Annotated in this window: 23 protein-coding genes; 15 read left to right on the top strand and 8 right to left on the bottom strand. The window is 67.2% G+C overall.

All coding sequences use genetic code 11. The annotated features are described in order from the left end of the window. Positions 1 to 25: 25 nt before the first annotated feature. From LDN95_RS16185 to LDN95_RS16175, 3 genes are read right to left on the bottom strand one after another with little or no spacing between them, the layout of a single operon-like run. The gene (locus LDN95_RS16185) at positions 26 to 1,150 is read right to left on the bottom strand and encodes a glycosyltransferase family 2 protein (protein WP_226018622.1); all 1,125 of its coding nucleotides are present in this window, start codon (positions 1,148 to 1,150) and stop codon (positions 26 to 28) included. Between the two features lie 11 nt (positions 1,151 to 1,161). Continuing rightward, a complete protein-coding gene (gene leuB, locus LDN95_RS16180) occupies positions 1,162 to 2,217 on the bottom strand; it encodes a 3-isopropylmalate dehydrogenase (protein WP_226018621.1) in 1,056 nt (351 codons plus the stop codon). A 28-nt stretch (positions 2,218 to 2,245) separates the two neighbouring features. Further along, on the bottom strand, positions 2,246 to 2,854 hold the full coding sequence (locus LDN95_RS16175; protein ID WP_226018674.1) for a DNA repair protein RecO: 609 nt from the start codon (positions 2,852 to 2,854) through the stop codon (positions 2,246 to 2,248). Positions 2,855 to 2,991: 137 nt separating this feature from the next. Between LDN95_RS16175 and apaG the strand changes: the two genes are divergently transcribed. From apaG to LDN95_RS16160, 3 genes are all read left to right on the top strand, one after another. Continuing rightward, entirely contained in the window at positions 2,992 to 3,390 is a 399-nt protein-coding gene (gene apaG, locus LDN95_RS16170) for a Co2+/Mg2+ efflux protein ApaG (RefSeq protein ID WP_226018620.1), read from the top strand. Positions 3,391 to 3,485: 95 nt separating this feature from the next. Continuing rightward, positions 3,486 to 4,328 carry a LysR family transcriptional regulator gene (locus LDN95_RS16165; RefSeq protein WP_226018619.1) on the top strand — a complete coding sequence of 281 codons (843 nt, stop codon included), beginning with the start codon at positions 3,486 to 3,488 and terminating at the stop codon, positions 4,326 to 4,328. Positions 4,329 to 4,396: 68 nt separating this feature from the next. Then, positions 4,397 to 6,373: a bifunctional diguanylate cyclase/phosphodiesterase gene (locus LDN95_RS16160; RefSeq protein ID WP_226018618.1), complete on the top strand. Its 1,977-nt coding sequence runs from the start codon at positions 4,397 to 4,399 to the stop codon at positions 6,371 to 6,373. Between the two features lie 63 nt (positions 6,374 to 6,436). Here the strand turns inward: LDN95_RS16160 and LDN95_RS16155 are convergent, their stop codons facing one another. Continuing rightward, entirely contained in the window at positions 6,437 to 7,699 is a 1,263-nt protein-coding gene (locus LDN95_RS16155) for a multidrug effflux MFS transporter (protein WP_226018617.1), read from the bottom strand. Positions 7,700 to 7,774: 75 nt separating this feature from the next. Between LDN95_RS16155 and dinB the strand changes: the two genes are divergently transcribed. Beyond that, a complete protein-coding gene (gene dinB / locus LDN95_RS16150) occupies positions 7,775 to 8,914 on the top strand; it encodes a DNA polymerase IV (protein WP_226018616.1) in 1,140 nt (379 codons plus the stop codon). On the opposite strand, the gene LDN95_RS16145 is transcribed toward dinB, so the two are convergent. Next, a complete protein-coding gene (locus LDN95_RS16145; protein ID WP_226018615.1) occupies positions 8,900 to 9,403 on the bottom strand; it encodes an NUDIX domain-containing protein in 504 nt (167 codons plus the stop codon). The two genes, dinB and LDN95_RS16145, sit on opposite strands and share 15 nt — an antisense overlap. Before the next feature lie 153 nt (positions 9,404 to 9,556). Between LDN95_RS16145 and LDN95_RS16140 the strand changes: the two genes are divergently transcribed. The 8 genes from LDN95_RS16140 to gspM all read left to right on the top strand — a co-directional run bounded on the left by LDN95_RS16140 (position 9,557) and on the right by gspM (position 17,730). Beyond that, entirely contained in the window at positions 9,557 to 10,030 is a 474-nt protein-coding gene (locus LDN95_RS16140) for a hypothetical protein (protein ID WP_226018614.1), read from the top strand. A gap of 79 nt (positions 10,031 to 10,109) precedes the next feature. Beyond that, a complete protein-coding gene (locus LDN95_RS16135; protein WP_226018613.1) occupies positions 10,110 to 10,706 on the top strand; it encodes a type II secretion system protein N in 597 nt (198 codons plus the stop codon). Next, entirely contained in the window at positions 10,703 to 12,940 is a 2,238-nt protein-coding gene (gene gspD / locus LDN95_RS16130; protein WP_226018612.1) for a type II secretion system secretin GspD, read from the top strand. Before LDN95_RS16135 ends, gspD begins: the two co-directional genes overlap by 4 nt. Before the next feature lie 4 nt (positions 12,941 to 12,944). Beyond that, entirely contained in the window at positions 12,945 to 14,408 is a 1,464-nt protein-coding gene (locus LDN95_RS16125) for a GspE/PulE family protein (RefSeq protein ID WP_226018611.1), read from the top strand. Next, positions 14,408 to 15,652 (top strand): type II secretion system F family protein, encoded by a 1,245-nt coding sequence (locus LDN95_RS16120; protein ID WP_226018610.1) that lies wholly within the window; start codon positions 14,408 to 14,410, stop codon positions 15,650 to 15,652. The genes LDN95_RS16125 and LDN95_RS16120 overlap by 1 nt, the downstream gene beginning before the upstream one ends. A 5-nt stretch (positions 15,653 to 15,657) precedes the next feature. Then, positions 15,658 to 16,113 (top strand): type II secretion system major pseudopilin GspG, encoded by a 456-nt coding sequence (gspG, locus tag LDN95_RS16115; protein ID WP_226018609.1) that lies wholly within the window; start codon positions 15,658 to 15,660, stop codon positions 16,111 to 16,113. Further along, entirely contained in the window at positions 16,097 to 17,221 is a 1,125-nt protein-coding gene (gene gspL / locus LDN95_RS16110; RefSeq protein WP_226018608.1) for a type II secretion system protein GspL, read from the top strand. The genes gspG and gspL overlap by 17 nt, the downstream gene beginning before the upstream one ends. After that, on the top strand, positions 17,218 to 17,730 hold the full coding sequence (gene gspM, locus LDN95_RS16105; RefSeq protein WP_226018607.1) for a type II secretion system protein GspM: 513 nt from the start codon (positions 17,218 to 17,220) through the stop codon (positions 17,728 to 17,730). Before gspL ends, gspM begins: the two co-directional genes overlap by 4 nt. A 9-nt stretch (positions 17,731 to 17,739) precedes the next feature. Here gspM and LDN95_RS16100 read toward each other — a convergent pair whose 3' ends face one another. Together LDN95_RS16100 and nhaA are read right to left on the bottom strand one after the other, a co-directional pair. Further along, a complete protein-coding gene (locus tag LDN95_RS16100) occupies positions 17,740 to 18,195 on the bottom strand; it encodes a Dps family protein (RefSeq protein ID WP_226018606.1) in 456 nt (151 codons plus the stop codon). Positions 18,196 to 18,304: 109 nt separating this feature from the next. Beyond that, positions 18,305 to 19,495 (bottom strand): Na+/H+ antiporter NhaA, encoded by a 1,191-nt coding sequence (gene nhaA / locus LDN95_RS16095; protein ID WP_226018605.1) that lies wholly within the window; start codon positions 19,493 to 19,495, stop codon positions 18,305 to 18,307. Between the two features lie 105 nt (positions 19,496 to 19,600). On the opposite strand from nhaA, the gene LDN95_RS16090 reads away from it, so the two are divergent. Continuing rightward, on the top strand, positions 19,601 to 20,986 hold the full coding sequence (locus tag LDN95_RS16090; RefSeq protein WP_226018673.1) for a glycosyl transferase family protein: 1,386 nt from the start codon (positions 19,601 to 19,603) through the stop codon (positions 20,984 to 20,986). Here the strand turns inward: LDN95_RS16090 and LDN95_RS16085 are convergent. After that, on the bottom strand, positions 20,950 to 21,144 hold the full coding sequence (locus LDN95_RS16085) for a hypothetical protein (RefSeq protein WP_226018604.1): 195 nt from the start codon (positions 21,142 to 21,144) through the stop codon (positions 20,950 to 20,952). The genes LDN95_RS16090 and LDN95_RS16085 overlap by 37 nt on opposite strands. Before the next feature lie 402 nt (positions 21,145 to 21,546). Here LDN95_RS16085 and LDN95_RS16080 point away from each other — a divergent pair, with 402 nt between their 5' ends. Next, a complete protein-coding gene (locus LDN95_RS16080) occupies positions 21,547 to 22,272 on the top strand; it encodes a hypothetical protein (protein WP_226018603.1) in 726 nt (241 codons plus the stop codon). Between the two features lie 68 nt (positions 22,273 to 22,340). Beyond that, positions 22,341 to 23,255, top strand: coding sequence for a sulfite exporter TauE/SafE family protein (locus LDN95_RS16075; protein WP_226018602.1), 915 nt, complete (start codon positions 22,341 to 22,343; stop codon positions 23,253 to 23,255). The last annotated feature ends 73 nt before the right edge of the window (positions 23,256 to 23,328 follow it).

Genomic DNA, 23,328 nt, shown 5'->3' with positions numbered 1-23,328 from the left:
GCACGCCACGCCAGGCGCATTCCGCTCAGCCGTATTTGCCCCACACGAACTTGCTCGACAGCGCGAAGTTCCACACCGAAGCAAGGATGATACCTGCGATCGCGGCAGGATAAGTGTGCACGCCGATGCGGATGAGCGCGGTCGAAACGCCGATGTTGGCGAGCATGCCGAAAGCGCAAGTCGCGGCAAACTTCAGCCAGCCGCGCAAATAGGGGCCGAACCCGCGCAACCGCTTGTCCGAATAGGTCAGCTCGTTGTTGAGCACGAAGTTGAAGGTCATCGCGGTGAGCGAGGCCAGCGTCTGGCCAACGATGAACGCCGCTTCCTTGGGATAGTGGCTCACCTGAAACTGCGCGCCGAACAAGTGCAGCACCGCTGACAGCACGGTCAGATGGACGATCGCACCCAGCGCACCGACGGTGCCGAACAGTGCAAAGCGGGTGGGAATTATCCGGCCGAGCCACTTGTCATAGAGGCCCACCAGAAATTCGAAAACGACGGTCCGGTCCAGTTTCGATTCGCCTTCCATACGCGCCGCAAAATTGAGAGGAAATTCCTTGACCCGCAGCGGCCGGTCAACGGTTGCCAGAATATCGAGCAAAATCTTGAAGCCGACGCCCGACAGACGGTGCGCATCGGCGCGCAGGGTCTCGGCGCGCAGCATGAAGAAGCCGCTCATCGGATCGGTCAGATCGACGCCGGTCACCCGGCGCGCGATGGCGTTGGCAAAGCCCGAAGCCTTGACCCGGTCGGGGCGGCCCCATGCCTCGGTGCTGGCGCCCTCGGCAAAGCGCGAGGCGTAGGCCACATCGTATTCGCCGCTGGTGACCGCCGCATACATCTGGGGCAGCAGGGTTTCGTCATGCTGGCCGTCGGCATCCATGACCGCGACGACCGGGGCGGCGCTGGCGCACATGCCCTCGATCGCGGCAGAGGCAAGCCCGCGCCGACCGATCCGCTCGATCACCCGGATGCGCGGATCGTCGCGAGCGATGCGGCGCGCCTCGTCGGCGGTGCCGTCGGGGCTGTTGTCGTCGACGAAAATGGCTTCCCAGCGCAAGCCGGCAAGCGCGGCATCAAGGCGCTCGACCATCAGCGCGATGTTCTTGCGTTCGTTGAACGTGGGCAGGATGACGGCAAGTTGCAGCATGATGCGGGCGCTTACAGCCTTGCGAGCACGGCGTCACCAATTTCCGTGGTGCCCGCGCTGCCGCCAAGATCCCGTCCAAGGACACCTGCTTCAAGCGTTGCGGCCACGGCGGCCTCGATGCGGTCGGCGGCGTCGGCCAGGCCAAGCGAGTGGCGCAGCAGCATGGCGGCCGACAGGATCGTCGCCATGGGATTGGCCAGGCCCTTGCCCGCGATGTCGGGGGCCGAGCCGTGGATCGGCTCATACAGACCATAGGTTCCGTAAGCGGTCTGGCGCTCGCCCAGCGAGGCGCTGGCGAGCATGCCGATCGAGCCGACGCACATGCTGGCCTGATCGGACAGGATGTCGCCGAACAGGTTGCCGGTGACGACCACGTCGAACTGGCCGGGGTTGCGCACCAGTTGCATCGCCGCGTTGTCGACATACATGTGTTCGAGCGCGACATCGGGATAGTCGCGGGCCACGTCGATCACCACGTCGCGCCACAACTGGCTGGTTTCGAGCACGTTGGCCTTGTCCACGCTGCACAGCTTGCCCCGGCGGCCTTGCGCGGCGCGGAAGCCGACATGCGCGATGCGGCGCACCTCGCCCTCGTTGTAGGACATCACGTCATAGCCTTCGCGGCTGCCATCGACGGCGGTGCGGAAGCCCTTTTCGCCGAAGTAGACGTCGCCGTTCAGCTCGCGCACGATCAGCAGGTCGATGGCCGAGGCCACTTCGGGACGCAGTGCCGAATGGTCCTCAAGCCCCTTGAACACCCGCGCCGGGCGCAAGTTGGCAAACAGCGTCAGCGCCTTGCGCAAGCCGAGGATCGCCTGTTCGGGGCGCAGATGGCGATCAAGCCGGTCGCAGTCGGGATCGCCCACCGCGCCGAACAGGATGGCGTCCGATTCCTCGGCCACAGCCAGCGCGGCGGGCGGGAGCGGATGGCCTTGCGCCTTGTAGGCGGCGCCACCGACCGGCGCCTCTGCCAGCGCGATGCCGAGATCGAGCGCCTCGATCACGCGTATGGCCTCGCGGGTCACTTCGGGGCCGATGCCGTCGCCGGGCAGAACTGCAATCTTCATGGCGCTCATCCTGTTTGTGTCGTTCCGGTCAATCCGCCCCGATCCGGCGCAACCGGTCGAGCAGTATCGTGCGCGCGCCCATAACATCACGGCGCCGATCGGCAAGCAGTCGGTTGCCGATGGCCTGCCCCAGGCGTTCCAGCCGGACGATCAGTTCGGGCCATGGCTCGTCGGGTGGGGGAGCCACGGCGCCGCCATAACCGACCTCGCGCAGCAGCAAGGCTTCGAACCCGGCCAGCACGCGCGCCCAGCCGCGAGCCGAGGGCGCATGGCAGATGGCGTCGAGCAGCGCGTCGAGCGCGGCGTGCAGCGCGGGATAGGGATGCCCCTCAGGCAAACTTGCGGCGGCCAGCGCGGTGGCCCAGCCGATCCCCGCTCCGGCGAGCGGTTCGGTCATCCATGGGGCGCGGCTGACCAGCAGTTCGACGCGGGCGGAAGGCAGACGGGTGGCAGCCCGCGCACGCACTTCCACCGCCAGCGTGTTGCCGGGAATCAGCAAGGGCCGCAGATCGCGCCCGCGCGCGCCCGCCACATAAGCGCCGACAAGGCCGTGCGCTGCGGTAAGCAGGCGCACGACCGCGCCGTGTTCGCCATGCGGGATCACGGCGCACAGGATCGCGGGGGCGTTGACCTGCATCATCGCGGCATCAGCGCATCCACGCCGCGATCGTCCGGGCACCAGCCATGGCCGCTTGGCACCTTGCGCCACTTGCGCGGCGAGCCGAGCAAGATCGTCGTTGGAAGCGCGGACGAATCGGGCTAGTCTCTTTTCCCATGAAAGCCCTTTTTCAGCATGCCACGACCACGGACGGAGTGACGGTGCGTGTAGCCGTCAATTTCCTGCCCGAACAGTCGCGCGTGGATGCCGGTAAGTGGTTCTGGGTCTATCACATCCGGATCGAGAACGAGGCAAATCAGCCGGTGCAATTGCTGACCCGCCACTGGCGGATCACCGACGGGCGCGGGCTGGTCAATTTCGTCGACGGCGAAGGCGTGGTCGGCGAACAGCCCTTGTTGCGCCCCGGCCAGTCGCACGACTATGTTTCGGGCTGTCCGCTTGGCACCGCACAGGGCAGCATGGAAGGGCACTACACGATGCGCCGCGGCGATGGCTCGCTGTTCGAGGTGGCGATCCCCTATTTTCCGCTGGCGGCCCCTGCTCCGGCCGACTGAGCATCACGTCCGGTGGGCGGCGTGGCATTGGCCGGGCGGTCCGCGCGTGCGGGCGGGTGATTGACAAATGGCCACAGGCGTCGTGAAGGGAACCCATGAAGCGGACGCATCTGCCCCTCAATGGTCTGCGCGTGCTCGATGCGGCAGCGCGGCACCTGTCGTTCACCCGCGCGGCCGACGAACTTGCGGTCACGCCCGCCGCGGTGGGGCAACAGATTCGCGCGCTTGAGGATTTGCTCGGCGTCGTGCTGTTCCGCCGGACCTCCAAGGGTCTGGAACTGACCGATGAGGCGGTGTCCGGGCTCGATGCCATCCGCGAAGGGTTCCTGCGCTTCGAAGAAGGCGTGCAGGCGATGCAGGCCGGACAATCGAGCCATGTCTACACGATCGCCTGCCCGCGCGATTTCTTTGCCGCCTGGCTCAGCCCCCGGCTCGCCGCCTTCCGCCTGACCAGCCCGCAATTGCGGTTTGCCCTGATCGGCAGCGATGGCGAAACCGACTTCACCGAAGCCAACCTCGATCTGGCGGTGCGCTGGGCCGAAGGTCCGGGCGATCTGGAAGGCGTGGCGCTGGGCGAGACCGGTACGCTGGTGGTGGCTGCACCCAACGCCAGCTCCGAAGCGCCATGGATCGGCTGGCCGGGCGATCATGCGCCCGATGGCGATTCGCGTGAGGCGCAGTTTTCGGTCGGCGATGCAGGCACCGCGATCAGCGCCGCCGCCGCCGGTCTGGGCAAGGCGCGGGTGCCGTTGTTGCTGGGCGAGGCCGCCGTGGCGGCCGGCCGGGTCCGCGCATTGGGCCCGGTCGAGAATTGCCGCCGTGGTTACTGGCTGGTCGCACCGATGCCGCAATGGCGACAGAAAAAGGTCAAGGCCTTGGTCGCCGCGCTGACCGCTGCCGAACCGGACGGGTTCCCGCAAGTCTCGGGCAACCTTTGATCTCGGTGGTTCCAGCCCCTTTCGAGCATCTGTAAACAGCTCGTTAACCTGCCGGAACGTAAACTCTGATGATGGCCCCGGGATCGACGCCCAACCCTGCGAATGCGGCCGGACTCGAGGCCGACAACGGTGGTGACACGCGGTCCGACTGGCATGCCTCCGACCGATCCGGGTTGACCGAGGCCTATGCCGCAGGCTTGTCGCAGCGCCTTCCGCTGCTTTATTGCGTCGTCATGTTCAATGCCACCCTGCTGGCGCTGAACTTTCGCCATGTCGCACCGTGGTGGCTGCTCGTGGTCCATCCGCTTGGCATCGTGGTAGCTTTGAACCGCGCTTTGTACTGGCGCCCCAGCCAGATTGCCCGGCGCCCGGCAGAGACCGTGCGCCGCGACGTCGCCCGCGTTCCCGCGTTGGGCGGGGCCCTCTCGCTGGCGTTCGAGATATGGTGCCTTGCGCTTTATCCCTATGGCACGGCCGAACAGCATACGGTTCTGCTGCTGACACTGACGGTCACCATGATCAGCGGCATTCTCGGGCTGATCCATGCACCGCGCACGGCGCTGTGGATCGCGGCGACGTGCATGGTGCCCGGCCCGCTGTTCTTCTTTGTCGAGGGCGATCCGAACGCGGTGTGGATTGCGCTGATCCAGATGGTGGTCTCGGCGATTCTTGTCGTCGTCACCTATGGCCAGCACGACTCGTTCGCGCGGGCAGAGAAATCGCGGCTGCAACTGGCCCGGCGCGAGCGGCAGGCGGCACGGCTGGCGCAGAAGCATTACCGACACGCCACCATCGACGCCCTGACCGGAGCGCTCAACCGGCGCTCGATCCTTTCCCGGCTCGATCGGCATCTGGATGACCACGCCGAAACGGCACCATGGCTTGCCTTGCTCGACCTCGACGGCTTCAAGCTGATCAATGACACGTACGGCCATGCCGCGGGCGATGATGTGTTGCGCACGGTCAGCAACCGGATCGCAACAGGGCCCGGGGTGCTGGCACATGGCCGTTTGGGCGGTGATGAGTTCGCGATCCTGCTCGACGGGCTGTTGGGTGCGCAGGGGGTTCAGGCCGCGTGTCGCGACCTGATCGCCGCGATCAGCGAGCCGATCACGTCGGGGCCTTCAACGTTGCGGCTTTGCGCCTCGATCGGACTGCACCGCGCCAGCGGTGAGGATGTGCGGACCTGCCTCGAGCGGGCGGACCGGGCGCTGTACAAGGCCAAAGAGCAGCGCGACGGCGCGGTCGTGCTGTTCGGTCCCGAGGACGAGGCCGCGTTGCAGGAACGTCTGGCGGTCACGCGGCAGTTCAACGACTGTGTGCTCGAGGACAGCATCGGGCTGTTGTATCAACCGATCGTCGATGATCGCGATGGCAAGATCATCCGGCTCGGCACGTATGCGCGCTGGTCGCCCGATGGGCAGAACTGGTTCACGCCGTCGCGCTTCATGGCCATCGCCGATGCCACCGGGCGGACCGGCGAACTGACCCGGATGATCCTCACACGGGCGCTGGAAGAGTGCAATCCGGCGCAGACCGGCATCGGCATCGCGATCAAGCTGGCCCCGCGCGACGTGATCCGCCAAGGCGCGGTTGAGGCGTTGACCGCCATCGTGGCGCGCGCGGGCACCGTTCCTGCGATGGTGACGCTTGAAGTGACCGAGCGCGCGCTGCAGATCGACCAGCGACGGGCAGCCGAACAGTTGCGCGCCTTTGCCCAGGCGGGCTTCCGCATCGCGCTCGATGAGTTCGGTGCGGGCTGGTCGAACCTTGCCGCGTTGCGCGCTTTGGCGATCGACCAGTTCACCATCGACCGCAAGCTGTCGGCGGCACTGGTCGACGAAGCCGGTGCGCGGGCGATGGCGGCGATGATTGTCACGCTGGCCTGGCAACTGGGGATCGACTGCACGGTTGCCGGGATCGAGACGACCGCGCAACGCGATGTCGCCCGGTCACTGGGCGTCTCCACCATGCAGGGTTTTCTGTTCGGCCGTCCCGAACCCGCTGCGGTCATCCTGCCGAAAGTGTTGCGGGCGGTGGCCTGACTCCCTGCGCCCTGACTCCCTGCTCCCTGCCGTAACGCCCTCCCTGCCTTGACGCCCCCGAAGTCAGTGCCCCTCGGCCAGCGCGCTCAGCGGCTCGCCCGGTTGGGGTGGCGCGAACAACCGCCCGCGCTCGCTGAACAGCACCAGCACCAGCGCGGTCAGGCCGCAGGCCAGATAAGCGTGCGCCAGCGGCAGGGCGGTGCCATCGAACCCTTGGCCGATCATGATCCCAAGCGTCGCCCCGATCAGCATCCGCAGAAACGCCTGCACCGAACTGGCCGCCCCGGCGATCTCGGCAAAGGGCTGCAGCGCGATCGAGCCGAAGTTGGCGCCGATGAAGCCGACCATGCACATGTTGAGCGCCATCACCGGCATGAATTGCCACAGCGTTTCGCCCGCGCGCATCGCCAGCACGACTTGCAGCGTGCTGAGCACGATATAGGTGAACAGGGCGGCATGGCTGACCCGTCGTGCGCCGAACCGCTCGACGATCCGCGAATTGCCGAAGCTGGCACAGGCCATCGCCAGCGCGGTGGCGCCGAACAGCAACGGGAACCAGTGTCCTGCCCCGAAATGCTCGCTCACCAGTTGCTGCGACGAGTTCACGTAACCCAGCAGCGCGCCGAACGTCAGCGCTCCGCCCAGCACGTAGCCGACCGATTCGCGGTTCACTGCCGCCATCGCCATGTTGCCGAAAATCACCCCCGGCCTGATCGGCTGGCGGTATTCGGGATGCAGCGTTTCGGGCAGGCGCACATAGACCCAGACCGCGACCAAGGTCGAGAGCACGGCCAGCATCACGAAAATCCAGCGCCAGCCCGCCACCAGCAGCACGCTTTGCCCCAGCGTCGGCGCGATCATCGGCACCAGCATGAACACCATCGAGATCGTCGAAAGCTGACGGGCCATGCTGTCGCCGCCATGGCGGTCGCGGATGATGGCGCCGGGCAACACCGACAGCCCGGCGCTGCCCACCGCCTGCGCCGCGCGCAAGCCCAGCAGCATGTCGAAGCTGGGGGTCAGCGCGCAGCCGAGCGACAGGGCGATGAATACGGCAAAGCTGCCCAGCAGCACCGGTTTGCGGCCATAGCGGTCGGCAAGGGCCCCTGGCACCAGCGCCCCGAAGCCTGCTGCGACCAGAAAGATGCCCACGACAAGCTGGCGCCGATTGGGATCGGCCACATGCAGATCCTGCGCGATCTGGCCCAATGCGGGCAGCATCGAATCGATTGCCAGAGCCTGCAGCGCCATCAGCATGGCCATCAGCGCGATGAATTCGGCCCGGCCCGGATCGGGCTGGCGCTTGGCTGCGGTTGTTGCAAGCATGACCGGCCCTTAGCCAGAACCACCATGCCTGCCCAGTGCTTTGTCTGTTGCCGCGCGCTGGGCTAAGACGGGCAGATGGACGAGGACGTGCACGGCATGGCGGAGGCCGACGACGATGGCGGCGGCCCGGCGCTGCGCAAGATCATCCATGTCGACATGGATGCCTTCTTTGCCAGTGTCGAACAGCGCGACGAGCCTTCGCTGCGCGGTTTGCCGGTAGCGGTCGGCGGGTCGGCGGAACGGGGCGTGGTCGCGGCGGCAAGCTATGAGGCGCGGCGGTTCGGCGTGCGCTCGGCGATGCCTTCGGTCCGCGCCTTGCGGCTGTGCCCCGATCTGGTCTTTCGCCGCCCCCGTTTCGAGGTCTACAAGCAAGTCAGCCAGCAGATCCGCGCGATCTTCCTCGACTACACGCCCCACGTCGAACCGCTTTCGCTCGACGAGGCCTATCTCGATGTTACCGCCGATCGCCATGGTATCGGCTCGGCCACGCGCATTGCCGAGCGTATCCGCCAGCGCATCCGTGCCGAAACCGACTTGACCGCCAGCGCCGGGGTTTCCTACAACAAGTTCCTGGCCAAGCTGGCCAGCGACCAGAACAAGCCCGATGGACTGTGCGTGATCCGCCCCGGCGAAGGCGCTGCGTTCGTGGCGGGTTTGCCGGTCAGCCGGTTCCACGGGGTCGGCCCGCGCGGTGCAGAGCGGATGGCGGCGCTGGGCATCCGCACCGGCGCCGACTTGCGCTTGCACGACATCGCCTTTTTGCGCGCGCATTTCGGGGCGCAGGCCGATTACCTGTTCCGCGCCGCGCGGGGGATCGACTTGCGGCGGGTACGTGCCGACCGGCCTCGCAAGTCGGTGGGCGGCGAGCGGACGTTCGACACCGACATATCGTCGGGCACGGCGCTGCGCGAGGCGCTGGAGCGGATCATCGCGATCGTGTGGGAGCGGATCGAACGCAGCGGCGCTGCGGGCCGGACCGTTACGCTCAAGCTGAAATCGGCTGATTTCACCACGATCACCCGCGCGCGCTCGCTTGCCCGGCCGGTCAGCGATGCCGACGAGTTTGCCGGTATGGCGCGAGGGTTGCTCGATGCCTTGCTGCCATTGCCGCAGCCGGTGCGCCTGATGGGGCTGACCTTGTCGGCGCTGACCGGCGAGGCAGAGGACAAGGACGAGCCGACCCGCGCGCCCGCGCAGTCGTCACTGCCGTTCTGAAGCCATCCGCTGTTGCCACAAGGCGATGACGTCATGGGTGGTCGCCGCCGTCGCATCGGGCAGAGCATCGAGCGCGAAGAAGGCGGCTTCCAGCAGCTCGCGGCCGTCGGCGCGGGGGGCATCGGCGGTGGTGCCCCAGACCAGTTCCAGTCGGTTGGTCCAGCCATGGGGCATCGGTCGGCGCAAGGTGGCGAACCAGAGCGGGTCCGCCACGCGGCACGCGGTTTCTTCAAGCACTTCGCGCGCGGCGGCAATGGCAGGGGCCTCGGCGCGCGCCATGCCGCCGCCGGGCAGCAGCCAGCGGTCGGGGTGGTGGTAGGAATGGCGCACCAGCAGCAGGCGCCCTGCCGGGTCGAACACCAGTGCATTCGTGCCGCATTGCTCCAGCCGCCGCAGTCCCCACCAGCGCAGGCGCACACGCTGCGCCAGCCGCAGCAGCGCGCGGTGCAGTGGGGCAGGAATAGCCCGCGAGACAAGACGCATCGCCATCCGATCGCTTGTCGCCCGATTCATCTTCGGCAGCAAGCCTGTCCCGCCCCGGCACGATGCGCAAACGGTCTGTCCGACCCGCTCGACAAGCGCCCTTTGCTGGCGATCATGGTTCCATCGACCGCCGCCGGGCGGGTGCCGAAAGGGTCCGGAATGCCGCTTCCTGCCGTCGCTGCCATCGCTGCCATCGCAGCCATCGTCACCGGACCGGGTTTCGCCCCTGTGGCGGCGCAAGCAGGCGACGCGCGCCACGGCAGCCGAACGGCCTCCATCGATCGCAACGCCTATGCCCGCGCATTGGTGTGCGCGTCTACCGATGCGGTTTTGGCGGGCATCCTCGAAGGGGGCACGCCGACGCAGGTCGATTTGGCCGATGCCGCCGTGTTCCGGGCGAGGGCCAAGGACTGGCTGGCCCGTGCGGTGGCGGCAAGCCCGTCCGGACAGGATGCAACGCTGGCCGAATTCGATCGCGAGGCATTGCGGCTGGGGCAGAGCGTCAACGGTGCGAAGGACGCCGATTCTGCGCAAGTCTTGCTCGATTCGCGCCTGTTGGGTTGCGATGTTGCAGGGGCACCACCGGGAGATAGCCCGCCAGCCGCATCCATTTCGGGTGCGTCCCCGGTCTGAACCGGCGTCGCTGGCGTGATAGCAGCGATGCCGGTCGGCGCGGACCCGTTGGTTCGGCGCGGATGGAGGGCATCGGGGCTTGGCGCGGGCAGCAGGGTATTTCAGACGATGGCGGGATAATGGCAGGCGGGCCAGCGGCGCCGATCCGGTCGGCTCGGCTGCGCGACTGATCGTGCAGGCCTCGCTGTGGTGGCTTCTTGCCGGAATCGCGATGCTGCTTGGGGCAGCCACTTTATGGGTGCTGGCCGCGCCCATCCGGCAACCCGACCCCGCGCCTTTGGCTCAGGTGCGGCTGCTGCCACCGGGTGAGCGGGCGCGTCTGTTCGCCACGGCCGATCCGTTTCGCCCCGGTCTTGCTCAACCGGAACAAGCCGGCACCGCCATGGTCACGGCGCTGGCGCTCAGGTTGTTCGCCACCCGCACGACGGTCGACGGCACAGTCGAGGGCACAGTTGACGGCAAGGTCGACGGCAAGGGCAGCGCGATCATCGCTGCGGCTGACGGGGTGCAACAGCTCTATCGTCCGGGGGAAGAAGTGGCACCGGGGGTCCAGCTTGCCGCCGTGGCGTTCGACCATGTCGAACTGGCGCGGAGCGGCTTGCGTGAATTGCTGTACCTTGATCAGTCGGCAGATGGGGCCGTTTCCCCGCAAGCTGATGGCACACAGGCGCCATGATCCGCCGGTTGGCAGTCCTGATCGCGGCACTGACGCTGGCACTGGCACTGATGCTGCCCGGCGTCGCGCTTGCGCAGTACAAGCTCAACGTCCGCGATGCCGATGTCCGCGCCTTCGTGGCCGACGTGGCCGAAGTCACCGGCCGGACTTTCATCGTCGATGCGCGGGTGCAGGGCAAAGTCAGCGTGGTCAGCGACCGGGCACTCAACCGTTCGGAATACTTCGAGGTGTTCCTGTCGACATTGCGCGCCAACGGGCTGGTCGCGGTGCCCACCGGCAACGGCGCCTTTCGCATCCAGCCCGCCGATGGCGCCGCCAGCCAGCCTGGCCAGATCGGCAGCAAGGGTGCGGCGCGCAACCAGATGATCACCGAAGTCATGAGGTTGCGTACGATCGGCGCAGCGCAAGCGGTTGAAACCCTGCGCCCGCTGGTCAGCAAGGAAGGCTCGATCACCGCCAATCAGGCCGCCGGTTCGCTGGTCATTGTCGATTATGCCGACAATCTGCGCCGGATTCGCGATCTTGTCAGCCGTATCGACCGCGATCAGTCGGATAGCGCGGCACTGGTGCTGGAACATGCCGGGGCGCGCGAAGTGGCAGGCGCGCTGACGCAATTGTCGGCCAGCGGCCCCGATGGCGCGCGAAGCAACGCCAGCGTGGTCGCGGTCGACAGCGCCAATACCGTGCTGGTTCGCGGCGATGCGTCGACCGTTGCCCGGTTGACCGACCTTGCCCGACGGATCGATGCCGAAGCCGCGCGCGGCGGTCAGATCCGCGTGGTCTGGCTCGATTATGCCGATGCGGCCGTGTTGGTGCCGGTGCTGGAACGTCTTGCCGGTGCGCAAGGCGGGGCCGAGGTCACGTCGGGATCGCAGGCTCCGGTCTCGCTGGGCGGGGTTGGTGGCAGTGCTGCGGGAATGGCCGGGCAAGGGCAGGGCTCCTTGAACAACGCGAACGCGGTCGGCAGCAATCAAGGCACTGCAAACCCCACCGGCGCGACCAGCGGCGGCCTCGGTTCCGGGCCGATCAGGCAGGATGGCGGCCGCGCGGCGATTACCGTCACCCGCTATCCCGGTGCCAATGCGGTCATCATCGGCGGCGCGCTCGACGATCAGAAGCGGCTCGCCGACCTCGTCCGCCAGCTTGACGTGCCGCAGGCGCAAGTGCTGGTCGAGGCGATCATCGTCGAAGTGTCGGACACGGTGGCGCAAAAGCTGGGTGTGCAGATGCTGCTGGGGGGCAAGGATATTCCCTTTGCGGTCAGCAACTTCAGCAATGCGGCGCCGAACATCCTGAGCGTTGCCGGGGGGCTTTATGCCGACCGGCTCGATCAATCGACGACCGTGGTCAACGGCAGCACGGTGACCACCACCTACAATTCACCGACGGGCGATTACTTGCGCAATCAGGCGGCGCAAGCCGTGCTGGGGGCAAGCGGCGGCTTCGGCGGATATGCCACGGACCTTGGCCATGGTCGGTTCTTCGGGGCACTGATCAACGCGATCCGGTCCGACACCAATTCGAACATCCTTTCCACCCCGCATATCACCACCAACAACAACGTTCCCGCCTCGATCCTGTTCGGTCAGGAAATCCCCGTCGCTACGGGCGAGGCGGTCAGTCAGGCCAATTTCGGCAACACCTTCCGCACCATCCAGCGACAGAACGTGGGGATCGAACTGGACGTCACGCCGCAGATCAACGCCGGGTCGCAAGTGCGGCTGGATCTGCGTCAACAGGTCAGTTCGATTGCCGGACCGGTGTCGAGCAGCAACAGCGAACTGATCGTCAACAAGCGCGAGATCAGGACGACGGTGACCGTGGGGGATCAGGAAATCGTCGTGCTGGGTGGGCTGCTTGACGACAATGAGCGTCGCACCATCGAGAAAGTGCCCTTGCTGTCGAGCGTGCCCGTGCTGGGGGAACTGTTCAAATCGCGCGGGAAAAGCAGGGTCAAGACCAACCTGATGGTGTTCATCCGCCCCACGATCTTGCGCAATGGTGCCGACCGGGCGGCGCTGACCGGACGGCGCTATGGTGCGGTCCGGCAGGCAGAGACCGGGTTTGATCCGACGCGCGAGCCGGGCATCGATGACCTGATTGCCGACTATCTGGGCGCTGCCTTGCCGGTCGCCCCGCCCCTGCAACCGGACACGTCCCCGCCGTCGGGCACGCCCCCTGCTGCGGCGATGCCGGGCGATGCGGTGATCGCTCCGGCACGGCCCCAAGGCTGACGTGATGGTTGCCCTGCCCTATCCACTGGCGCGCGATGCCGGGATGCTGGTCGAAGGTGTCAGCGCGGATGGCGTGGTGGCCGTGGCAAGGCGCGAAGGCGGCGATCCGTTGGTGCTGCTTGACTTGCGGCGGCTGGTCCGGGCTCCGCTGGCGGTGCGGGACGTTCCTGCGGCTTCCTTCGAACGGCTGCTGGCTGAAACCTATGCCGTCGATGGCGCGGCTGCGGCGATGGCCGGCGACTTTGCCGAAGGTCTCGATGGCGAGGATGGTTTGGGCCTGCCGAGCGCCGAGGACGTGCTCGATGGGGCCGACGATGCCCCCGCCATCCGTCTGATCAACGGGTTGATCGCCGAGGGACTACGGCAGGGCGTTTCGGACATCCATCTCGAACCCTACGAACAGGCGCTGGTCGTGCGGATGCGCAGCGATGGGGTGCTGTCGGAAAAGCTGCGCATGCCGCCCCATGTCGCGCCGGTGCTGGTCAGCCGGATCAAGGTCATGGCCCGGCTCGACATCGCCGAACGCCGGGTGCCGCAAGACGGTCGCATCGCGCTGAGCCTTGGCGGCAAGCTGGTCGATGTGCGCGTCTCGACCCTGCCAAGCCGTGCGGGCGAACGCGTCGTCTTGCGCCTGCTCGACAAGGACAACGCCGGGCTCGACTTTGCGGCGCTGGGGTTGTCGGAGCACGCCGCAGCGGTGCTTGGCCGTGGCTTGGCCGAGCCCAACGGTGTGGTGCTGGTCACCGGGCCGACCGGGTCGGGCAAGACGACCACGCTCTATGCCGCCCTTCGCGCGCTCAACGATGGAAAACGCAATATCCTGACGGTCGAAGACCCCGTCGAGTACGCGGTCGACGGGGTCGGGCAGACGCAGGTGAACCCGCGCATCGGTCTGACGTTTGCCGCAGGGCTGCGGGCGATCCTGCGACAGGATCCCGATGTGGTCATGGTTGGCGAAATCCGCGACCGTGAAACCGCTGAAATTGCGGTGCAGGCTGCGCTGACCGGCCATCTGGTGCTCTCGACCGTCCACACCAATGACGCGGTCGGCGCGATCACCCGGTTGCGCGACATGGGGGTGGAGCCGTTCCTGCTGGCGTCCACATTGCGCGCGGTGGTGGCGCAACGACTGGTACGGCGGCTGTGCACCCATTGCCGGGCGCAAGCGCCGCTGGAGCCGGGATTGGCAGGCGTGCTGGGCATGAAGACCGGTCGACCCGTCTGGACGGCCGCCGGTTGTGCGCATTGCCGCAATACCGGCTACAGCGGCCGTGTCGGTGTGTTCGAGGCGTTGCGGGTTGACGATGCGCTGCGCCGATTGATCCACGATGGAGCGGCCGAGACGGCCATCGCGGCGATCGGTTTTGCCGAGGCTCCGCGTCTGGCAAAGGCGGCACGGCGGCTGGTGCGCGAGGGGCTGACGAGCGCCGAAGAAGCGGCGCGGATCCTGCGGCAGGAGGACGGCTGATGGCGCGCTATGCCTATCAGGCGGTCGATCCGAAGGGGCGCGAACGGCGCGGCGCGATCGAGGCGCCGGGCGAGGCAGAGGCCGCGCGCCGTCTGGCTGAGCGACGGTGGCATGTCCTCCGGCTGCACCGCGATCTCACGATCGCTGCGGACGCGGCGACCTTTCCGATCAGTCTTGCCGATCGCGTCAGGCAGCGCCTTACCGCGCGCACGCTGTCGGCCCGGCAACTGGCGCTGTTCACGCGGCAATTGGCATCGTTGATCACCGTGTGCCCGATTGAAGAGGCGCTGCGCACGATTGCCCGCCAGACCGAGCGACCGGCCGCGCGCTCCATTCTGCTGGCGGTACACGCCGGCGTTGTCGAAGGCATGCCATTGGCCGAAGCAATGCGGCTGTACCGGGCGAGTTTCCCGCCGATCTATTGCGCGATGATCGCGGCGGGCGAGCATTCGGGCAGCCTTCCGGCCATCGCCGAACGCATGGCCGAACTGCTCGAACGGCAAGCACAAATACGCGGGCGGGTGTTGGCCGCGCTGGCCTATCCGGTGGCGTTGGCGCTGGTCGCGCTGGCGGTGGTCGTGGCGCTGATGATCTGGGTGGTGCCGCGCGTCGTCGAACAGTTCGACGAATCGGGTCGCCAGTTGCCCTGGCTGACGCGCGCCGTGATCGGGTTGTCGCGCTTCGTTGGGGCATGGGGTTGGCTGCTGGCGCTGGGCGCCGTGTTGGCAGGCGCGGCGTTTGCTCGCGGCCTGCGCAAGCCGGCCTTTCGACAGCGCGTCGATGCGGTTGTGCTGCGCCTGCCGTTGGCCGGTCGGTTGATCCGCGATGTCCATGCTGCCGGGCTTGCGCGCACGCTGGCGGCGATGATCGAAGCACGATTGCCGCTGGTCGATGGCCTTCGCCTGGCGGCCCGCACTGTCAACAACCGGGTGCAGGCGGCGCGGCTTGAGGCGATCACCCGGCACGTCCGCGCGGGCGCTGCGCTGTCGACGGCCATGCGAGAAGTGTCGGGTTTCCCGCCGTTGCTGGTCTATCTTGCCGCAAGTGGTGAGGCGGTGGGCCAGCTCGGCCCCATGCTCGAACGCGCGGCCGACTACCTCGACCGTGAATTCGAAGCGTTCTCCAGCACCGCGCTGGCGCTGCTCGAACCGGCGATCATCATCGTCATGGGGGCGCTGGTCGCGCTCATCATCCTGTCGATCCTCCTGCCCATCCTGCAATTGCAGACCCTGACCGGACTTTAGCGCCCATGCCCGCACACCCGTCATCCGCCCGCACACGGTCGTCCGACGCAGGCTTCAGCCTGATCGAACTGATGGTGGTGATCTTCATCATCGGCCTGCTGGCCACGGTGGTGCTGATCAATGTGCTGCCCAGTCAGGACAAAGCGATGGTGGTAAAGGCGCGCAGCGATCTCGCCACACTGGCGCAGGCGCTCGAGATGTACCGGCTGGATCAGGGCAGCTATCCCGATCAGGCGCAAGGGTTGGGCGCGCTCAAGGTTGCACCGGCCAATCTGCCGATGCCGCAAGGCTATCGCCCCGGCGGCTATGTCAAGGCGTTGCCGACCGACCCTTGGGGCCACGCCTACCAGTATCAGGTGCCCGGACCCGATGGCCATGCGTACGACCTGTTTTCGCTCGGCGCCGATGGCAGGCCGGGCGGCGCTGACCTCAAGGCCGACATTCATGACGATGGCGGCTGAACGGATGCGGGGCTCGGGCTACCTGCTGCTGTTGCCCGAACGGGCCGATGCCGACCTGCATTGGTGGCGGATCGACAGCGCCCGCGGTGCCGTGATCGGGCCCAATGCCGTGGCAAGGCTGCCGTTGGAAGTCGCCGGGGCGCCGGTCGTCGTGCTGGTCCCGGCGGCGCTGGCTCCGGTGCGTGAGCTGCCGCTGCCTCCGGGCTTGTCATGCGCCCAGGCCTTGGCCAGCGCGCGGCTGGAAGCGCCGGTGATCGGCGATGGACCGCTCCACGGCGCGGTCGCGGCAACCGACGGCGACCGCCTGCTCGTCGCGCATCCGGGCATGAACGACATGGAGCACTGGCTGGCGGCTTGCGCCGGGCTGGGCATCGATCCTGCTGCGCTGGTTCCGGCTGCACTGGTGCTGCCAAGACCGGATGCGGGGCTGGTCGTGGCACGGCTTGGCGATCAATGCATTGCACGTTCGCTCGATGCGGCGTTTGTCGGCGAACCGGCGCTGGTCGAGACGTTGGGACAGATGTTGCCGCCGACACCCATCGTCGACCGCGAACTGGAACACGCGCTGCTGGCGACATTCCTGACGCCGCCGCTCGATTTGCGGCAGGGATCGTTTGCGCCGCGCCGCGCTGCGCTCTTGTCCGGACTGGATTGGCCGCCGCTGGCGCGGATGACCGGCTTGTGCCTTTTGCTTGGCTTGGCGGTGATGCTGGCGAGCATCGGCCGCTGGAACCGCGCGGCGGGCGACGCCGAAGCGGCGGTTGTGGCCGAAGCGCAGCGTCACGGCATCCGCGCGACCGATCTTGCCTCGGCGGAAGAACTGGTGCGTGAGGCGCAGACCCGGCGCGGGACTGGTGCGGCTGGTTTCGCAGCACCTCTGGCGGCGGTGTTGCTCGCGATTCGGGCGACCCCCTCGTCGACCCTGCGCGACCTGGCCTGGACCGGGGACGGAACGCTGCACCTCACCATCGCCGCGCCACGGGTGGAGGATGTCAACGGCTTGCTGATCGCCTTGCAACGCGACGGTTGGGCCGTCACCGTGCCACCCGCCCCGGTGCCCGACGCAACCGGCGCAATCGTGGCGGCGATCACGGTGCGGGCGCCATGATCGGGCGGCTGAAGGACTGGCTGCAGGCGTTGACGGCGCGCGAGCGGTTCCTGGTGCTCACCGCGCTCGGGCTCGGTTTGGCGGTCGTGCTTGTCGATGGCCTGATATGGCCGGTCGGGCGGGCATTCGACGCCGCTCGTGCGCGGCAAGCCGACAGCGCCAGACGCAGCGCACAAGTGCTGGCGGCAATCCGGACACTTGGCCCTGATCGTCCCTCCCGCAACGCTCCGCGCGTCACGCCGGTCGATCAGGTGCCGATAGATCAGGCGCCGATAGATCAGGAGGTGGCCAGTCTGGCGCAGACGGCGGGACTTGTGTTGCAGACGCACCAGCCCGGCGGCGGTGGGCGAACGACATTGATCATCATTCGCGACGCCAGCGCCACAAGCGCGCTGTCCTGGCTCGATTCGCTCGCTGACAAGGGGCTGGTCGTCGAAACGCTCACCATGACCCCGCAGCCCGACGGATCGGTGGCGGTTCGCGCCACGATCCGTCGGGCCGGGGAGTGAGTTTCATGTTCAGCCGAGGATCTGGCTCAGGAACCACACCCGCTTTTCAGCCTGATCGGTCCAGTCGTCCGACAGGCCTTCGGTCGCGTTGTCGCCCGCGGCACCGGCTGCGGCCTTTGCTTCGCGGATACGCGCGACCAGCTTGGCGTTGTCGTCGCGCAGCGTCTTGACCATGTCGAGTGCGTCCACCTTCTCGCGATCATCGTCCTTGATGACGCTATGCGCGCCGACCGACTTGATCGAGGTGAGCGTGCGGCCGCCATTCTTGCGCACGCGTTCGGCGACCACGTCGGTCAGCGCGAAAAGCTCGGCCGACTGTTCGTCGAACAGCAGGTGGAGATCGTGGAAGTTCAGCCCGGCGACGTGCCAGTGATAGTTCTTGGTCTTGACATAAAGCGCGAAGTAATCGGCCAGCAGCCCGTTCAGGCTGTCGATCAGGGCTTTGTTGGCGTTGTCACCGGGCATGCTGGTTCCCCTTGAATGGAGCTTGGTTGCGTCCTTTTACGCGTCTGGGCGCCAAAGGTTTCATGCAAATTTCTGGCGCCAGTGATCGAACCGCTATGTCACCGCTGTGTCACTGCGTTTCGGCGGGTTGCTGCCGGGCCGCCAGACGCAGCAGCGCCCCGCCCAACAAGGCCGCCACGATCGACCCGCCCAGGATGCCCAGCTTGGCTTCCTCGACCAGCAATGGCGCGGTTGGAAAGGCAAGGCCTGCCAGAAACAGGCTCATGGTGAAGCCGATCCCGCACAGCAGGGCCATGCCGATCAGGTGCAGCGTCCTTGCGCCTGCGGGCCGTTGGGCGATGCCGGACCATTCGCAGCCGAACACGGCCAGCAGGATGCCCACCGGCTTGCCCAGCAACAGCCCCAGCGCGACGCCGATCGGCAAGGGAGCGAACATGGCGTCGTGCCCGATGTCGCCCAGTTCGACCCCGGCGTTGGCCAATCCGAACAGCGGGACGATGAGGAACCCGTTGAACGGAACCATGGCGTGTTCCATCCGCAGCAGCGCGCTATCGCCGCGCCGGTCGAGCGCCAGCGGCACGGTCAAGGCCGCAAGCACGCCCGCCACGGTGGCGTGAACGCCCGATTGCAGCGTGGCATACCACAGCAATGCCGATGGGATCGGCCAGACCCACCATTCTCGCACACCGAATCGGTTTATCGCCACCAGCACCGCCAGGATCGCCGCAGCGGCGCCCAGCCAGCCAAGATCGATGTCGTGCGTGTAGAAAAAGGCGATGATCGCGATCGCGCCAAGGTCATCGACGATCGCGACGGTCAGCAGGAACAGTCGGATCGAGGGAGGCAATCCGCGCCCGAACAAGGCCAGTACGCCAAGTGCAAAGGCAATGTCGGTGGCGGCCGGAATGGCCCAGCCTTGGTGCAGTGCGGCATCATTGTGGACAACGCCCAGGAACACCGCTGCAGGCACCGCCATCGCCACGACGGCAGCGATCACAGGCAGGCGCCGCCGGCTTGCGTCGGCCAGTTCCCCGGAAAGGATTTCACGCTTTATTTCAAGCCCGATGACAAAGAAGAACAGCGCCATCAGCGCGTCGTTGATCCATTCGTGCAGCGATGCCAGCCGGGTCACCGGCGTCCACGGCAATGGATCGTGCAGCAATGCATGCCAGCCATGTGCTGTTGGCGAGTTCGCAAGTGCAAGCGCTACTATGGCGGCGACGATCAGCACGATGCCCGGTGCCGCCTCGTCATGCAGCAACTGCCCGAGAGCTGCAGAAATACGTCGGAATACCGCCATTTTCGAATCATTCCCCATCCGGCCCGGCGTTGTCAGTAGCCGGACCCGCGCATAGTCTCGTTGATGGGGTGATGGCCGTCAATCGGCGGGGTAACAATGGAAACGATGCCATTGGCTGCGCATTTCGCGTGGCTTTGGGGGCTAGAACACGAGCTGCTTCTGTTTGCGTCCTTCTGGTTCGCGATCGGGGTCATCGATGAAACCGGCATCGACTTGCTGTGGCTGGTCTTGCGGGTGACCGGTCGCGTCAAGACCAGCCGGGTCAGCGAGCCTGCGGACTCCCCCTTGCGCGGCGCGCTTGCCGTGCTGGTGCCTGCGTGGAACGAATCGGCGGTGATCGGCGCCATGCTCGACCACGCCTTGCGGGTCTGGCCGCAGCGCGACTTGCGCATCTATGTCGGCTGCTACAGCAACGATGCGGCAACGCTGGCGGCCTTGATCGGCGTTTCGGAGGATGCGCGGCTGCGGATCGTGGTGCTTGACCGGGTGGGGCCGACGACCAAGGCCGATTGCCTGAACCGCCTTTACGCCGCGCTCTGTCAGGATGAAACGCGACGCGGTTTTCACGCGCGCGGCATCATCCTGCACGATGCCGAGGACATGGTGCATCCCGCTGGCCTCGTGCTGCTCGATCGCGGGCTCGACAGCGCCGACTTCGTGCAACTGCCGGTCCGGCCTGAGCCGCAGGCCGCAAGCCGCTGGGTCGGTGGGCACTATTGCGATGAATTTGCCGAAAGCCACGCCAAGGCGATGGTGGTGCGTGACTGGCTGGGGGTCAGCCTGCCTGCTGCGGGAGTGGGCTGCGCGTTTTCGCGCGCGGCGATCGAGGCCATCGCGGCGCGGCGCGGCAGTCCCGACCCGTTTGCCGCCGAATGCCTGACCGAGGACTATGAATTCGGCCTGCTGGTGAGCGAGGCGGGCGGGCGCGGCCGCTTTCTGCGGGTCCGCGATGAAAACGGGCAACTTGTCGCCACGCGCGAATTCTTTCCGGCAGAACTGGTTGCGGCGGTCCGGCAAAAGACGCGCTGGCTGCACGGTATCGCCTTTCAGGGCTGGGAACGGCTGGGCTGGTCGGCTTCGTTGCCGGAATTGTGGATGCGGTTGCGCGATCGGCGCGGCCCGTTGACCGCTGTGGTGCTGGCTGTGGCCTACTCGCTGATACTGCTTGCGCCGATGTTGGCGGCAGCGGGTTGGGTGGGAGTGCCCAAGCCCGGACTTGCCGCCGACAACGAGCAGGCGTTGCATTGGCTGCTGGCGCTGAATTTCGTGGCGCTGTTGTGGCGGATCGTGGCGCGATGTGCCTTCACCGCGCGCGAATACGGCTTGCGCGAAGGGGTCTGGGCGGTGTTGCGGATGCCGGTGGGCAATGTCATCGCCATTATGGCTGCGCGCCGCGCATTGACGGCCTATCTGGCTTCGCTGCGGTCCGGACAGGTCATCTGGGACCACACTGTTCACGCGCGGTTGCCGCAACTGGCCGTGGCGACCTGATAACGGGGAACGATCTTGATCCGCCCGAGCACGATCGGGCGCTTGGTGAGCGGGTCGCGTCGGGAATCGCGCGGCGTCGTGGGCAGCCCTTGGTGGCGCTGGTGGGCGTGCTGGTTGCATGGGTCGGGCTGCGGATCGCGCTGCTGTGGTTCGATCATGATCCTGTGACCAACGTGCCGGACAGGTTGGCCCTATCCGCCATAGCGCAACCCCGCGCGCTGGCTGGCTGGCACGATCACCGGCCCGATCACTGGCCCGATGGCCGCTGGCGTGTCCCTGCCCTGTTGAGCCTGCGGGTCGAGCACAGGCGCCGCGACCCTCCCCAGCCTTTCCCCGCGACACAGTATGGCAGGGCAGGACCGAAGGGCGATGCGGATGGGCGAGAGCCGGGGTCGGCGCCTGCGCGCGGCGGGCGCCTCTGGTTTGGCGCAGATGCGCTTATGCGAACCGGGCGGCCGCCGTCGCGTGCAGGACCATTGCCGCCAACCGCGCCCGGACTTCCAGCAGACAACGCATACTTGCCCGCAAACACACCGGCCGAAGCGGCGTCGCCAGCCGGGATGGCGGTATCTCACGGCGATGGATCGCGCCCTTCGCGCTGGTCGGGCGATGGATCGCGCCCTTCGCGCTGGTCGGGCGATGGTTGGGTCTTGCTGCGTGGCCAGGCGGACAGGGCCAGTCTGGCAGCGGGCAGCGGGGCCTATGGCGGCAGCCAGGCCGGTGCGGTCCTGCGCTTTGCGCTTGCGCCGGGCAGTCGCCTCAAGCCCGCCGCCTATGCCCGGTTGACCAGCGCCGTGGGCGGACTCACCGACCGTCAGTTGGCGCTTGGCCTTTCGGTTCGACCGATGCGGCGCCAGCCGGTCGCGCTGCTGGCAGAGGTGCGGGTCCAGCAAGGCAGCGCAGCGACGCAGGTTCGCCCCGCGCTGGCGCTGGTGGGCGGGTTGGGGCCGCGTCCCGTGGGCGCACCGGGGCTCGGGCTTGAACTGGAGGGGTTCGGCCAGGCGGGCTGGGTGGGCGGCAGGGACGCGACGGCCTTTTTCGACCTGCAGGGCACCGTGCTGCACCGGCTGGTGCGGCTGAACGAGCGCAGCGACCTGTCGCTGGGGGCCGGGGCGTGGAGCGGCGGGCAACAAGGCGCGGTCCGGCTCGATGTGGGGCCGCGCGTGCAATGGCGGATCGCGCCGGGCGGCCTGCGGATGCGCGCGATGCTCGACTGGCGTTTCCGGGTGGCGGGCAGCGCCTTGCCGGGTTCCGGTCCGGTGCTTACCCTTGCAGGCGGTTTCTAGGGCGTCGCCGCTATGGTGGAGCACGGCGTTTGCAAGCGGGGGCGCATGGGCTACCAGTCGCTATCAGGATGAACGTCTACCTTCCCATCGCCAACCTTGCGGTCAACGCCTGGGTCATCATCGCGCTGGGCGGGCTGACCGGCTTGTTGTCGGGCATGTTCGGCGTCGGCGGGGGATTTCTGACGACACCGCTGCTGATCTTCTATGGCGTGCCGCCGACGGTTGCTGCGGCTTCTGCGGCCAGTCAGGTGACCGGCGCCAGCGTTTCGGGCGCATTCGCCCATGCCCGGCGCGGCGGCATCGATTACCAGATGGGCGCGGTGCTGGTTGTCGGCGGCGTACTCGGCACCGGCATCGGCGCCTTGCTGTTCCGGCTGCTGCAGGCGCTGGGCCAGATGGATACGGTGATCAGCGTGCTCTATGTGCTGATGCTGGGTGGCATCGGCTCGCTGATGGCGTGGGAGGCGATCGTGTCGCTGCGGATCGCGCGCGGTGGAGCGGCGCGACCGGCGCGGCGGCGGCGGCACCATCCGCTGGTCGCCAGCCTGCCGCTGCGCTGGCGGTTCTATCGCTCGGGCCTGTACATTTCGCCATTGGCCCCGCTGCTGCTCGGCATGATCACCGGTATCATGACGATGCTGATGGGGATCGGCGGCGGGTTCATTCTGGTGCCCGCGATGCTCTACATTCTGGGCATGGGGGCAAGCGTGGTGGTGGGCACTTCGCTGTTCCAGATCCTGTTCGTGACGATGGCGACCACGATGATGCACGCGCTGACCACGCATGCCGTCGATGTGGTACTGGCCGGGCTGTTGCTGATCGGTTCGGTTTCGGGCGCGCAAGTGGGCGCGCAGTTCGCCCAGAAGGCGCGGCCCGAGGTGCTGCGGTTGATCCTTGCGGTGATCGTGCTGGCGGTTGCGCTGCGAATGGCGCTGGGGCTGGGCTATCAGCCGGACGAGGTGTTCACGGTGGTCGGCCTGTGAGCCGCATTGCTGTGAGCCGTGTTGCTGTGAGCCGCGTTGCCGTGAGCCGCATTGCTGTGAGCTGCTGGGCCGG

The organism is Novosphingobium sp. FKTRR1 (assembly GCF_020404405.1).
GTDB lineage: Bacteria > Pseudomonadota > Alphaproteobacteria > Sphingomonadales > Sphingomonadaceae > Novosphingobium.
Note: the sequence above shows the minus strand (reverse complement) of the source record. Positions and strands in the feature narration are given on the sequence as shown.